12 protein-coding genes and 1 tRNA gene are annotated in these 12,038 nt (G+C 42.6%); 1 reads left to right on the top strand and 12 read right to left on the bottom strand.

Annotated elements, in window-relative coordinates; all coding sequences use genetic code 11:
- Positions 1-3 precede the first annotated feature (3 nt).
- From BJR36_RS00575 to BJR36_RS00530, 10 genes are all read right to left on the bottom strand, one after another.
- Positions 4-339, bottom strand: coding sequence for a L7Ae/L30e/S12e/Gadd45 family ribosomal protein (locus BJR36_RS00575; RefSeq protein ID WP_091228638.1), 336 nt, complete (start codon positions 337-339; stop codon positions 4-6).
- Positions 320-574 carry an RNase P modulator RnpM gene (rnpM, locus tag BJR36_RS00570; protein ID WP_091229849.1) on the bottom strand — a complete coding sequence of 85 codons (255 nt, stop codon included), beginning with the start codon at positions 572-574 and terminating at the stop codon, positions 320-322. Before rnpM ends, BJR36_RS00575 begins: the two co-directional genes overlap by 20 nt.
- Positions 575-661: 87 nt before the next feature.
- Complete coding sequence (gene nusA / locus BJR36_RS00565) at positions 662-1,741, bottom strand: transcription termination factor NusA (protein WP_091228635.1); 1,080 nt, start codon at positions 1,739-1,741, stop codon at positions 662-664.
- A 19-nt stretch (positions 1,742-1,760) separates the two neighbouring features.
- Positions 1,761-2,228: a ribosome maturation factor RimP gene (gene rimP, locus BJR36_RS00560; RefSeq protein ID WP_091228632.1), complete on the bottom strand. Its 468-nt coding sequence runs from the start codon at positions 2,226-2,228 to the stop codon at positions 1,761-1,763.
- 124 nt (positions 2,229-2,352) lie between these two features.
- Positions 2,353-3,741, bottom strand: a complete 1,389-nt coding sequence (locus BJR36_RS00555) for a TrkH family potassium uptake protein (RefSeq protein ID WP_242875414.1) — start codon at positions 3,739-3,741, stop codon at positions 2,353-2,355.
- A 196-nt stretch (positions 3,742-3,937) separates the two neighbouring features.
- Positions 3,938-6,178 carry a DNA gyrase/topoisomerase IV subunit A gene (locus tag BJR36_RS00550; protein WP_091228627.1) on the bottom strand — a complete coding sequence of 747 codons (2,241 nt, stop codon included), beginning with the start codon at positions 6,176-6,178 and terminating at the stop codon, positions 3,938-3,940.
- Positions 6,179-6,262: 84 nt separating this feature from the next.
- Positions 6,263-8,185: a DNA gyrase/topoisomerase IV subunit B gene (locus BJR36_RS00545; RefSeq protein ID WP_091228624.1), complete on the bottom strand. Its 1,923-nt coding sequence runs from the start codon at positions 8,183-8,185 to the stop codon at positions 6,263-6,265.
- A gap of 106 nt (positions 8,186-8,291) precedes the next feature.
- Complete coding sequence (locus tag BJR36_RS00540) at positions 8,292-8,555, bottom strand: metal-sensing transcriptional repressor (protein WP_091228622.1); 264 nt, start codon at positions 8,553-8,555, stop codon at positions 8,292-8,294.
- A gap of 2 nt (positions 8,556-8,557) precedes the next feature.
- Positions 8,558-8,800: a heavy-metal-associated domain-containing protein gene (locus tag BJR36_RS00535; protein ID WP_091228619.1), complete on the bottom strand. Its 243-nt coding sequence runs from the start codon at positions 8,798-8,800 to the stop codon at positions 8,558-8,560.
- A 253-nt stretch (positions 8,801-9,053) separates the two neighbouring features.
- Positions 9,054-9,530: a methylglyoxal synthase gene (locus BJR36_RS00530; RefSeq protein WP_091229843.1), complete on the bottom strand. Its 477-nt coding sequence runs from the start codon at positions 9,528-9,530 to the stop codon at positions 9,054-9,056.
- Between the two features lie 279 nt (positions 9,531-9,809).
- Here BJR36_RS00530 and BJR36_RS00525 point away from each other — a divergent pair.
- Positions 9,810-9,881: transfer RNA gene (locus BJR36_RS00525), tRNA-Glu, on the top strand.
- Positions 9,882-10,182: 301 nt separating this feature from the next.
- On the opposite strand, the gene BJR36_RS00520 is transcribed toward BJR36_RS00525, so the two are convergent.
- Both BJR36_RS00520 and BJR36_RS00515 read right to left on the bottom strand, forming a co-directional pair.
- On the bottom strand, positions 10,183-11,259 hold the full coding sequence (locus BJR36_RS00520; RefSeq protein ID WP_091228618.1) for a HAMP domain-containing sensor histidine kinase: 1,077 nt from the start codon (positions 11,257-11,259) through the stop codon (positions 10,183-10,185).
- On the bottom strand, positions 11,256-11,930 hold the full coding sequence (locus tag BJR36_RS00515) for a response regulator transcription factor (protein WP_091228616.1): 675 nt from the start codon (positions 11,928-11,930) through the stop codon (positions 11,256-11,258). The genes BJR36_RS00520 and BJR36_RS00515 overlap by 4 nt, the downstream gene beginning before the upstream one ends.
- Positions 11,931-12,038: the final 108 nt, after the last annotated feature.

Here is a 12,038-nt window from a genome sequence, read left to right as displayed (position 1 = left end):
TTACTACCTCCGTAATTCTGTTGTTGTTCCGTTATCCAGTTGCTTTTCTATGGCCTTCGCGAATCCGTCATCCAGCAATGCTAAAGAGGCTCTGATTTCTTTCCCCATTGCATGACCCAGGTCTGCTTTTGCACCAAAAAAGTATAAAGGCACTTTATAGTAAGTACACATATTATTAAACATTTTTTTGGTATTATCAGATGCATCCTCTGCTACAATTACAAGCTTGGCTTTACCTGATTTTACTTCTTTTTCCGTTGAAAACTCGCCGCTCGCAACTTTTCCAGCTTTCGTTGCCAGGCCGATCAGAGACAGGACTTTATTTTGTTTCAATATCATTCAGCTCCTTCTCCAGGTTTTCGTATACTTCTTTTGGAATACTCATCTTAAAAGAGCGTTCCAGCCCTCTGTTTTTCACAGCTTTTTCAAAGCATTCCTTTGAAGCGCATATATACGCACCCCTGCCATTTTTTTTGCCAGTCACATCTATTGTTATTTCGCCTTCAGTTGTCTTTAAAATCCGCAACATCTCTCGTTTGTTTTTCATTTCGCAGCATCCAATGCACTGACGCATCGGAACCTTTTTATTCACGCTCAAATTATCACTTCCTAGTTTTTTATAATTTTGACTGTTTGCAGTTATTCAGGATTATGTCTTTCATTATTCTTCAATCTCGCCGATTTCTGCATCAAAATCATCCCCAAAAGCTCTTGCCTGTGTTTCGCTTTTGATATCAATCTTATACCCTGTAAGTCTGGCAGCAAGTCTGGCATTCTGTCCTTCTTTGCCGATAGCAAGGGAAAGCTGATAATCAGGCACTACTACTTTAGCGCTCTTTTCTGAAGCATCTGCAATTACAGATACGACTTTTGCAGGACTCAGTGCATTTTCAATCAATACGGCAGGATTATCGCTCCAGTTGATGATGTCGATTTTTTCTCCGCGAAGCTCGTTCACGATTGCATTTACCCTTGCGCCGTTAATTCCGACACATGCTCCAACAGGATCAACATCAGGATTGTTTGACCATACTGCTATTTTCGTTCTTGAACCAGCTTCCCTTGAGATGCTCTTGATTTCAACAGTTCCGTCCCTGACTTCTGTAACTTCAGCTTCGAACAGTCTCTTGACAAGTTCTGGATGTGTCCTCGAAACCATAATCTTAGGTCCCTTCGGGCTGTCCTTGACTTCAAGAATATAAAGCTTGATTCTCTCTGTAGGTTTAAAGATTTCACCTTTCACCTGTTCATTTTCGTTAAGCATTGCGTCAACTTTTCCCAAGTTGATGCTTACATTCTTTCCGACATATCGCTGTACGATTCCGGTCACAACATCCTTTTCTTTTCCGTAGTACTGGTTGAAAAGCACTTTACGTTCTTCTTCTCTGATTTTCTGAAGAATAACATTTTTAGCATTCTGTGTTGCAATACGGCCGAATTCCTTCGATTTGATCTCCACGTTCACGATATCGCCAATTTCATATTTGGAGTTTTTCAGTTTCGCATTTGCAAGGCTGATTTCCATAACATCATCTTCCACTTCTTCTACAACGGTCTTTTCTGCAAATACTTTGAATTCGCATGTATCCTTGTCAATGATGACCTTGATGTTGTCAGATTTTCCAAAGTGATTCTTGCATGCTGTGATCAGCGAATTTTCGATTGCTTCTAAAAGCGTTTCCTTGCTGATATCCTTTTCCTTCTCAAGTATATTAAGCGCTTCTAATAATTCGTTACTCATTTTTATATTCCTCCTGTTTTTAAAAATCGAAAGCAAGTCTGATCAAAGCAATGTCAGTTCTTGCTATTTTCATATCGGTTCCATCTTCAAATTCCAAAGTAACGCTTTCTTTGTCATACTCTTTCAGGATTCCGGTAAATTCTTTCTGGCGGTCGATCGCGCGGTATGTCCTCACTTCGACTTCTTCCCCCATGCTCCTTACAAAATCCTTTTCCTTCTTTAGCGGTCTTCCAAGACCCGGTGAGCTTACCTCAAGTATGTATGCATCATCTATAAAATCATCCTTATCAAGGATTTCTCCAAGCTGCCTGCTGACAGCTTCGCAATCGTCAACGGCGATACCGCCTTCCTTATCAATATAGACCCTGAGATACCAGTATCCCGCTTCCTTAACATATTCCACATCCACAAGTTCAAAATTCATGGAATCCACGATTGGCTGAAGAATCGCTTCTGTTCTTTTTTCATAATTTTCTCTTTTTGACATTTAAAACACCTTCCTTTTTATGTCTATACACGTAATAAGAGTGGACTTGCGCCCACTCTTATCTCCGTCAAATATATTACCTTATTGGTATTGTAGCACTTCCTTCCAAAAATTGCAAGGTCTTTTAGCCCACCATTATATTTTCTTCCGGCAGTTTGATACTGTTGTTCGTTTTTCTTCGTTTCAAGCCGAAAACAAGTGCCATCGTCAGAACCCCTATCCTTCCCATATACATCAGGAAGATGATCAGAAGTTTTCCCGGTACTGTAAGGGTCGGAGTCACGCCTATCGTAAGCCCCACAGTCGCCATTGCAGAGGCAACCTCAAAGAGCACGTTCATAAGGGAACTGGAGCTTTCTGTAATAGAAAGGAACATCGTGCCCATAATAACAGTAAAAAGACTGATCATCATGATGGCAAGCGATTTCCTTACTGTATTCGCAGGTATGGTACGTCTGTAGATTTCAGTGTTCTCCTTACCCTTTATTACAGAAACGATTGAAAGCATAATAACGCCAAATGTTACTGTCTTGATACCGCCTGCTGTACCTGCCGGTGAACCACCTATAAACATCAGCACAACCGTAAGAAGCTGGGATGACAGCGACATTTTATCCTGCGGTATCGAAAAAAAGCCGGCAGTTCTCGTAGTTACAGACTGAAACAGCGAAGCCGTTATTTTTTCGTAAAGATTCATCTGCCCCATCGTTGCTTGATTTCTGTATTCAAGAAGGAAAAAGCATAATGCCCCTCCGAAAATAAGAAAAAGTGTAATAGACAGGGCTATTTTTGAGTGCAATGTCAGTTTCCTGATATTCATCTTGAATCCCAGGCGGTTTTCTTTTTGAAGCCTGACGACCCTGAATAAGTCCCACCATACGGTAAATCCGATACCACCGGTAATAATCAGCGCCATTGTAACATAGTTTACAAAAAAACCAGTATTAAAAGGCATCAGGCTGTAATCGCCTATAACATCGAAGCCTGCATTGCAAAACGCTGAAACCGCTGTGAAAATCGATACGCCTATCCCTTTAATCAAACCATAAGCTGGTACAAATTCAAAGCAATACAGAAATGCTCCGATTCCCTCCACCAGGAAAGTCCCTTTTATAATCCTGATTACCAGTTTGACCAGTCCTTGAAGTCTGGATTCATTCAAAGAATCCTGAATAATCATCCTTTCCTTCAAAGTAATTCTTTTTCCCAACAGAATCAGGACGCTTGTAAAACATGTCATGAAGCCAAGTCCGCCCAGCTGAATCAATACCATGATTACTATTTTCCCCAATAAGGACCAATGAGAATAAGTCGGTATTGTAACAAGACCCGTAACACAAACGGCGGATGTAGCCGTAAATAATGTATCAACAAAATTGGTATAAGTTCCATCCGCACTACATATGGGGAGCATAAGGATTAACCCTCCTGCAAATACAAAACAAAAAAATCCCAGCGCAATAATCTGCGGTACAGTGAGGCATTTATGAAGCCCCGTAATCTTTTCTTTCACTTTCTTCCTCCGGATTTTTGCGAAAAATTCGCATAATAATTTTATAAATGATAGGAGGACGTGGTACGGCCTCCTATCAGTACTTGCAAGGGTTAATATATGCCTATTCTTTCAACTTGTCAATACTGTTTTATAGCTGTTTTTTGGGATGTTTTTTATGTAAACCACATCCTGCCCGGCTACATATATCTTATTTCTACGTTAGTCTTACTTTGACTCCCCTTGTATCACGCTTTCCGACTTTCAGCCTGTGAAGAAGTACTTCCTTATCCCCGTACATGACAGCCTTTTCCGTTCTCTGTTCCATAAGATAAATATTTTCAACAAAATCCAGGGCATCGAGCTTGATTCCCCTGACACCTACAGCAGTCTTTTTCTTAAACGGGATTTCTTCGGCGGAATATCTCAGGAATATTCCTTTCTCCGTCTGCAGGACAATATCCTCATTTTCAAGTGTTATTCCTACAAATAAGACAGAATCTCCGTCCTGGAGTTTCGTTGCTGCTACCGTTCGTTTTGCAACATCGAATTCGTTTCCTTCGACGCGCTTAAGCATTCCCTGCCTTGTTGCATAAAGGATCCTGGATTCCTTTACCCGCTCAAGGGAATCAATATATATGACATTCTCCTCGCGGCTGTCGTAATTTCCAAGGTTGTCGATCGGAGTGCCTTTGTCCCTGAGCTTACCGAACGGGATATCGAGAACCTTCATCAGATGCAGCCTGCCTGTGCTTGTGAATACGCAGATCCTGTCTGTGTTCATACAGGGGATCACATACCGGTTCTCGCTGTCGGCCGCATCCTTGTTCCTGTCATAAACCGATTTGTCTATGGTTTTCGCATAACCGAAGCGGTCCATAAGGAACACGACTTCCTGTTCTACGATTTTATTTTCCTCATATACAGCCTCTTTGGCATTTTCAATAGCCGTTTTTCTGGGTTTCCCAAATTCTTTCTTTACAGCATCCAGTTCTTTGGTGATAACCTTTGACATGGAAACTCTGTTATTGAGGATATCCTCATATTTTTCGATATTTTTCAGTGTCTCGCTATGCTCTTTTATGAGAGCCTCTATTTCGAGGCCGATGAGCTTGTAGAGGCGCATCTCAAGGATCGCCGTTGCCTGGCGTTCCGTGAATCTGAGCTGGGAAGCCATTTTCTCTGACTGTTTTGTTTTGAACTTGATTTTTTCGGTATTGCCGTTCACGAGACAATCTTTTGCATCCTTGATGTTCTTGCTGCCTCTGAGCATTTCGATGATAAGGTCTATTACGTCGCAGGCTTTGATGAGGCCTTCCTGTATTTCCTTTTTATCGAGTTCTTTTTTCAGAAGGGTTCTGTATTTTCTTCCCGCAATTACGTACTGGAAGTCGACATGATGCCTGATTATTTCCCTGAGGCCCATGATTTCAGGACGTCCATCAGATACCGCCAGCATGTTTACGCCGAAGGTATCTTCCAGTTTTGTCTTTTTGTAAAGAAGGTTCAGAAGTTTTTCAGGGTCTGCATTCTTTTTTAGTTCAAGAACAATGCGGATGCCCTCTTTTGAAGACTGGTTTGAGATATCGACGATATCGCTGGTCTTTTTGGTTTCTACCAGACTGCCTACATCATTCAGGAATTTCCCGATGTTTGCACCTACCATGGTATAAGGGATTTCAGTAATCACAAGTTCATCCTTGCCTTTTTTCCCCTTTTCAAACGCGACTTTCCCGCGGACTTTTATCTTTCCTGTTCCGTTTTCATATATGGCAAGGAGTTCATCCTTGTTTGCCACGATGCCTCCCGTAGGAAAATCAGGCCCCGGCATATATTCCATCAGTTCTTCAGTTGAAATATCATTATTATTCATGTACGCCTTGACGGCATCCACAACTTCTGCAAGGTTGTGGGGCGGTATGCTTGTAGCCATGCCTACGGCGATGCCTTCCGCACCATTAACAAGAAGATTTGGTATTTTTACCGGCAATACTTCCGGCTCTTTTTCTGTTTCATCGAAGTTTGGAACAAAATCCACAACATCCTTGTCGAGGTCTGCGAGGTAGACTTCCTGAGTTATCTTTTCAAGCCTCGCTTCCGTATAACGCATTGCCGCTGCCCCGTCGCCTTCGATGGAGCCGAAATTGCCATGGCCATCGACAAGGGTCCTGCCTTTCTTGAAATCCTGTGCAAGGACTACGAGGGCATCATAGATCGAGCTGTCGCCGTGAGGGTGGTATTTACCCATCGTATCGCCTACGATACGGGCGCATTTTCGGTATGGCCTGTCATATTTGATGCCAAGCTCATACATATCATAAAGGGTTCTTCTCTGAACCGGTTTCAATCCGTCACGTATATCCGGAAGCGCTCTTGCAACAATGACGCTCATCGCATAATCAATGTAGGATTTCTGCATCACGTCGGAATATTCCGTTTTTATTATCTGTTCTTCCATTGTCTGTTATTGGTCCTTTCGATTTATATCATATCATCTGGCATGTGCCAGATTACTGGTCTTTTATAGAAACCCGTATTCAGCTTATATATCCAGTTCTGCATCCTGGGCATGATCATAGATAAATGCCCTTCTCGGAGGCACTTCCGTTCCCATCAGCATCTCTGTAACCTCTGAAGCCATCCGGGCGTCTTCTATTTCCACCAGCTTCAAAATTCTTGTTTCCGGATTCAGAGTGGTTTCCCACAGCTGCTGCGCATCCATTTCTCCGAGTCCTTTGTATCGCTGCAGTGTAAAAGGTCCCTTATGTTTCTTCCTGTATTTTTCCAGCGCCTTGTCATCATAGAGATATTCCTCTTCCCCACGTGAAGGCATTGCCTTGTAAAGCGGCGGCATCGCGATATAAACATGACCTTCGTAAATAAGTTCCGGCATAAAACGGTAGAAAAGAGTCAGCAGAAGGGTGCAGATATGGGAACCGTCAACATCGGCATCGGCCATTATGATAATCTTGTGGTATTTCAGCTTTGTGATGTCAAAGTCATTGCCATAGCCTTCAGAGAATCCACAACCGAATGTGTTGATCATGGTCTTGATTTCAGCATTTGCAAGGACCTTGTCGATGCTGGCTTTCTCAACGTTAAGGATTTTTCCCCTGATTGGCAGGATGGCCTGAAAATGCCTGTTCCTTGCTGTTTTTGCGGAACCTCCGGCAGAATCACCTTCGACAATAAAAATCTCACATGCTTCAGGTTTTCTGCTTTCACAGTTGGCAAGCTTCCCGTTTGAATCGAAAGAAAATTTCGGTTTTGAAAGGAGGTTCGTCTTGGCCTTCTCTTCTGTTTTTCTGATTTTTGCAGCCTTTTCGGCGCATGAGATGACGCTTCTAAGATCGTCCAGATTTTTATCGAAATACCTCTGTATTTCCTCGCTTGTAATTTTTCCAACTGCCCTTGATGCATCCTGGTTATCAAGTTTCGTCTTTGTCTGTCCCTCAAAACGCGGCGCCGGATGCTTAATGGAAACAATTGCATTCATTCCGTTCCTGATATCGGCACCGGTAAAATTAGCATCTTTCTCTTTTATGATGCCAAGTTCCCTTGCGTACTGATTCATTACCGAAGTAAACGCAGTCTTGAATCCTGTAAGATGGGTTCCGCCCTCTCCGTTATAGATATTATTGCAGAATCCAAGAACATTCTCGTGGAATTCGTTCACGTACTGGAATGCCACCTCCACGGTTATATCCTCGCTCTCGCCTTTGAAATAGACTGGCTCATGCATTTTATCCTTATTCTTATTGAGGTCCTTTATAAATCCAATGATCCCGTCTTCCTCGTGATAAGTGATCATCTCCGGCTCTTCACCACGAAAATCCTCAAAAATGATCGTAAGCCCGGGATTCAAATATGCCGTCTCGTGAAGCCTGCTCTTGATATCCTCTGATTTGAACCTGATTTTTTCAAAAATAGTGTTGTCCGGCAGAAAATTGATTTTTGTTCCCGTCTTCCTGGTCTTCCCAAGTATTGGAAGAAGGCCATCTTCAAGCTTTAACACCGGATTTCCCTTTTCGTATCTGTCATGATGGATAGCACCATCCCTGCTGATCTGTATGTCAAGATATGCAGAAAGGGCATTTACGACAGAGGAGCCTACTCCATGGAGCCCGCCGCTTGTCTTATAGACCGAAGAGTCGAATTTTCCTCCGGCATGAAGGGTCGTGAAGACCACCCTCTCAGCTGAAACGCCTTTCTTATGCATACCGACCGGGATACCCCTGCCGTTGTCTTCTATAGTCGCCGAGCCATTCTTTTCCAGCGTGACCCTGACCGTATCGCAGAAGCCGGCAAGATGTTCATCTACCGAGTTGTCCACGATTTCATAAATGAGATGATTAAGGCCCTTGGTGGATACGCTTCCTATGTACATTCCCGGTCTCTTACGGACCGCTTCTAATCCTTCCAATACCGAAATACTGTCCGCATCGTAAGTAACTTTTTTAGTCATTTTCATTCCTCTTTTGTCTTAGTCTTTCATTTTACATTTTTTCTATGATTTCACTTTAGCAGGTCCGTCTACTCTTGGATAAAAGTGACAGACCTGCTCGTCTCGGTCATCTTCCCAGACTGTCCATGATCTTCTCAATTTCAGCCAGTTTCCCGTCTATGTCTCCATTAACGGCAGCTTCCCTCAGGCAGCAGTTCACATGGGATTTAAGCACTTCCTTATTGACCTTCTTAAGGATGGCTTCGGTAGCCATGATCTGATTAGAAATATCAACGCAGTACCTGTCCTCTTCCACCATCTTAAGAATGCCGTCCATCTGTCCCCGTGCCGTTTTCAGGAGACGGCTTATCTTTGCATTATCTGCCTGCATGACTAATCGTTACCTCTCCGGGAAAAAAGTCCCTTCTTTTCTGAAATCGATACAACTTCGTAACCGGCTTCCTCAACTGCTGCTTTCAGAACTTCGTCAGGAATCTCCCTGTCCATTTTGACCTTCGCAATCTTCTTTTTCAGATCCACCTTTGCCTCTACCCCGTCGATTGCATTCAAAGCGTTCTCTACTCTGGCCTGGCAGTGGCCGCAAGTCATTCCGTTTATGTTCATAATCTTATCCATATAAATTCCCTCCTGGTTTTAAATATTCATTTTCAGTTACTGAGCCGGTCATATCTCCAGCCCCTGAACAGCGGTATTCAAAATTCACAACCCTACCCCCGTAGGGTGAGATATTTACTTTAATATAAACTTGTTAATGCCCTTTTGTCAACAAGTGCTAGTGTGCTGACACATTGACACTTAGGCAAATGAAAGCTGCCCCTGGTCTTCGGACCGGGACAGCCTGGTTTTACAGTATTTAATTCAGATCGTATTATGCCATTTCCTTTGCGCGGTTTGCTATATTCTTGTTGAAATTGATAATCTCATGATCATACTCTTCTGTCATATACTTCGAAGTAATCATGAAATCGGCAGTCGCCTTGTTGTTCGCCATCGGGATATCATATACCTGTGCGATTCTAAGGAGCGCCTTGACGTCTGGATCATGCGGCTGCGCAGCAAGGGGATCCGAGAAGAAGATAACAAAGTCAACTTTGCCCTCAACGATTTTAGCACCAATCTGCTGGTCTCCGCCGAGAGGGCCGCTGTTGTATCCTTTTACCGGAAGGTCTGTCTTATCGGTAATCATTCTTGCTGTAGTGCCTGTGCCACATAAGAAATGCTGTTTCAAAATCTCTTTATTTTCATCACACCATGCAATCAATTCCGGCTTTTTGCTGTCATGTGCAATCAATGCTATGTTTTTCTGTTTTCCAATGGTTAAAGTTACGAAATCGTCCTGTATCATAAAATTTCCCTTTCTCTCTGCATGATTATCCACCGGTCATTCTGCCTTTACCCTTCGGATGTTGGCTGCTGGCACACCGGCAAACGCTTCTGTAGTGCCGTACACAAATATTATTATAGCTTCTGAAAGGCGAAAAGGCAATGCAAATACCCATTTATAACACAAATTTTACATATATAAAATTATTTTTAAATTTTTTCAAAAAAACACTTGCAATTTTTCACGAAAAGTAATATTATAAACAAGTGCTCAAAACGGCACAGCAAATTATTATAATATGGCTCGTTGGTCAAGTGGTCAAGATGTGGCATTCTCAGTGCTGAGACAGGGGTTCGACTCCCCTACGAGCTGTTTAAATTATTGTTTTTAATAAGATTTTATAAAACGTCTGAAAGCCTTATAATCACTGGCTTTCAGACGTTTTTTCTTTGTCTTTTTTGCCGCTGTTTTTTTGTTGATTATACCAGATAACATCATCTTTTATCGTATAATAGCATCTCAACCGCCTGAATCTTCTGTTCCCTAATGATATATATATACTTGTTATAAGTTATATTTATGTTTCGTGTCCAAAAAACTCACGCACAACTTTACTATCAATATCATTTCTTAATACCTTTGAACCAAATGAATTCGCTTTTGATATTCATAATCATTTCATTTTTTGAAATATGCCCATTCTTATTGTAAACGTAGTCCCTGCCCCAACCTCACTCACAACCGAAATCTTCCCCCCAACAAGATCCAGCACTCTTTTTACAAGGGAAAGCCCTAAGCCGTTCCCCTCTGTGGAATGAGAAGTGTCACCCTGGTAAAAGCGGTCGAATACTCTCCTGGCAGTATTTTCATCCATTCCGCAACCTGTGTCTTTGATCTTTATAATAGCCAGATTTCCTTCCTGCTTCAATCCTACCGTTATCATTCCCCCAGGCTCCGTAAACTTGATTGCATTGGTCAACAGGTTGTTCCATACGATTTCCAATAAGCTGTAATCAGATGCAATCTCTACTTCATCCAGTTCCGCATCCAGCTCGATCATTTTCTCATCAAACTTTTCTTCCAGGGCAAGAATGCAGCACCGAAGCTGCTCATCCAATGAAAAACGTTCAATCTCTATAATTTCCTGGCTGTCCAGCTTGTTCAGCCGTAGCACGTTACTGACGAGCCCTGAGAGTCTTTTGGAAGCATCTATAATAGTCTGAATGTATTCATCTTTCTCCTGTCTGGAAAGTTCATCCTTCCTGAGGGCAGACGCATAACTCTGGATGATGGCCAGCGGAGTCTTAATCTCATGGGAGACATTCGCTATGAAATCTCCCTTCAGTGTTTCTATGGTAGCAATTTCTTCTACCATTTTGTTGAAGTCATCGATCAGTACTTCCATTTCATCTTTTTTCCCGTCTCTGCGCTTGCTTCGGATTCTGACTGTAAAATCACCCCCAGCCACCTTTCTTGCCGCGCGTCCGATTTCCGACACAGGTTTTATAAATCCTGTATGCATGATATATCTTGTCGCGAGGCTGACGATGAACCCCATAAACAATACGTAGCTGCTGATGCATAAAGCCATGACCCATGGGCTCGCATTCCGAATCATAAATTCATTAAACATCAGAACAGCGCCTGTGCAGGACACCAGCATGACGCTCAGGACAATCAGATATTCTTTCAAAAAAGATTTTTTCCGGGTTATCCTTTGATCTTCAGGTTCCCGATGCAGGATTCTCATTGCCTGATCACCGCCTTATATCCAAGCCCGCGGACTGTCACAATCTCCACATAAGGGCATTCTGATATCTTATCTCTCAACTTGGTGATAGAAACATCAACCGTGCGTGGATTGCTTTCGCTTTCGTACCCCCAGAACTCGTTCATCAGCTGCATTCTGGTAAATGTTCTCTTCGGATAAGACAGCATTTTAAACAAAACATTGAATTCCCTGACTGTAAGCGGAACTTCCTCTCCATCAATATAAGCAGTCGTCTCCTCTTTGTTCAATTCCAGGGAACCCACTGTAAGTTTTCTTTCATTCGCAATATTCGCCCTTCTCAGCAGCGCTGATACCCGAAGAATCAGTTCATCCATTTCGATTGGTTTTACCATATAATCATCGATTCCGATACTGTATCCCTTCTGCTTTGCGGACAGATCGTCCCTTGCCGTCATGAATAGAATCGGTATATTTTTATCACTTTTCCTGATATCGGAGGCAAATGCGAAACCGTCCATTTCCGGCATCATAATATCGGAGATAATCATCTGGACCGGCTCCTCAAGCATCCGGTCAAAAGCCACCATGGCATTTCTGCAGCTTATTGCACGGTATCCGTTGTCATTTAAAAAGGAGCATACGATATAATTCAGCTTCTCATCGTCTTCAACTACCAGTATTGTAATCATTTTCTTCGCCTCCAGGAATATTTCTAATTGCAGCTATTCAGTTCTGCGTCCTTCTCAGCATAAAAACACCTCGCGAAACAGGGCTTCTGAACAGTTACATTTTAACAT

This window comes from Anaerobium acetethylicum, assembly GCF_900096945.1.
GTDB classification, from domain to species: Bacteria; Bacillota; Clostridia; order Lachnospirales; family Lachnospiraceae; genus Anaerobium; species Anaerobium acetethylicum.
The sequence above is the reverse complement of the archived record's forward strand: the minus strand, read 5'-3'. Positions and strand labels throughout refer to the sequence as shown.

Bases quoted from the DNA above. Each gene is read 5' to 3' on its own strand.
- BJR36_RS00575 (WP_091228638.1), bottom strand. From the start codon at position 339: ATGATATTGAAACAAAATAAAGTCCTGTCTCTGATCGGCCTGGCAACG.
- rnpM (WP_091229849.1), bottom strand. From the start codon at position 574: ATGCGTCAGTGCATTGGATGCTGCGAAATGAAAAACAAACGAGAGATG.
- nusA (WP_091228635.1), bottom strand. From the start codon at position 1,741: ATGAGTAACGAATTATTAGAAGCGCTTAATATACTTGAGAAGGAAAAG.
- rimP (WP_091228632.1), bottom strand. From the start codon at position 2,228: ATGTCAAAAAGAGAAAATTATGAAAAAAGAACAGAAGCGATTCTTCAG.
- BJR36_RS00550 (WP_091228627.1), bottom strand. From the start codon at position 6,178: ATGGAAGAACAGATAATAAAAACGGAATATTCCGACGTGATGCAGAAA.
- BJR36_RS00545 (WP_091228624.1), bottom strand. From the start codon at position 8,185: ATGACTAAAAAAGTTACTTACGATGCGGACAGTATTTCGGTATTGGAA.
- BJR36_RS00540 (WP_091228622.1), bottom strand. From the start codon at position 8,555: ATGCAGGCAGATAATGCAAAGATAAGCCGTCTCCTGAAAACGGCACGG.
- BJR36_RS00535 (WP_091228619.1), bottom strand. From the start codon at position 8,800: ATGGATAAGATTATGAACATAAACGGAATGACTTGCGGCCACTGCCAG.
- BJR36_RS00530 (WP_091229843.1), bottom strand. From the start codon at position 9,530: ATGATACAGGACGATTTCGTAACTTTAACCATTGGAAAACAGAAAAAC.
- BJR36_RS00520 (WP_091228618.1), bottom strand. From the start codon at position 11,259: ATGAGAATCCTGCATCGGGAACCTGAAGATCAAAGGATAACCCGGAAA.
- BJR36_RS00515 (WP_091228616.1), bottom strand. From the start codon at position 11,930: ATGATTACAATACTGGTAGTTGAAGACGATGAGAAGCTGAATTATATC.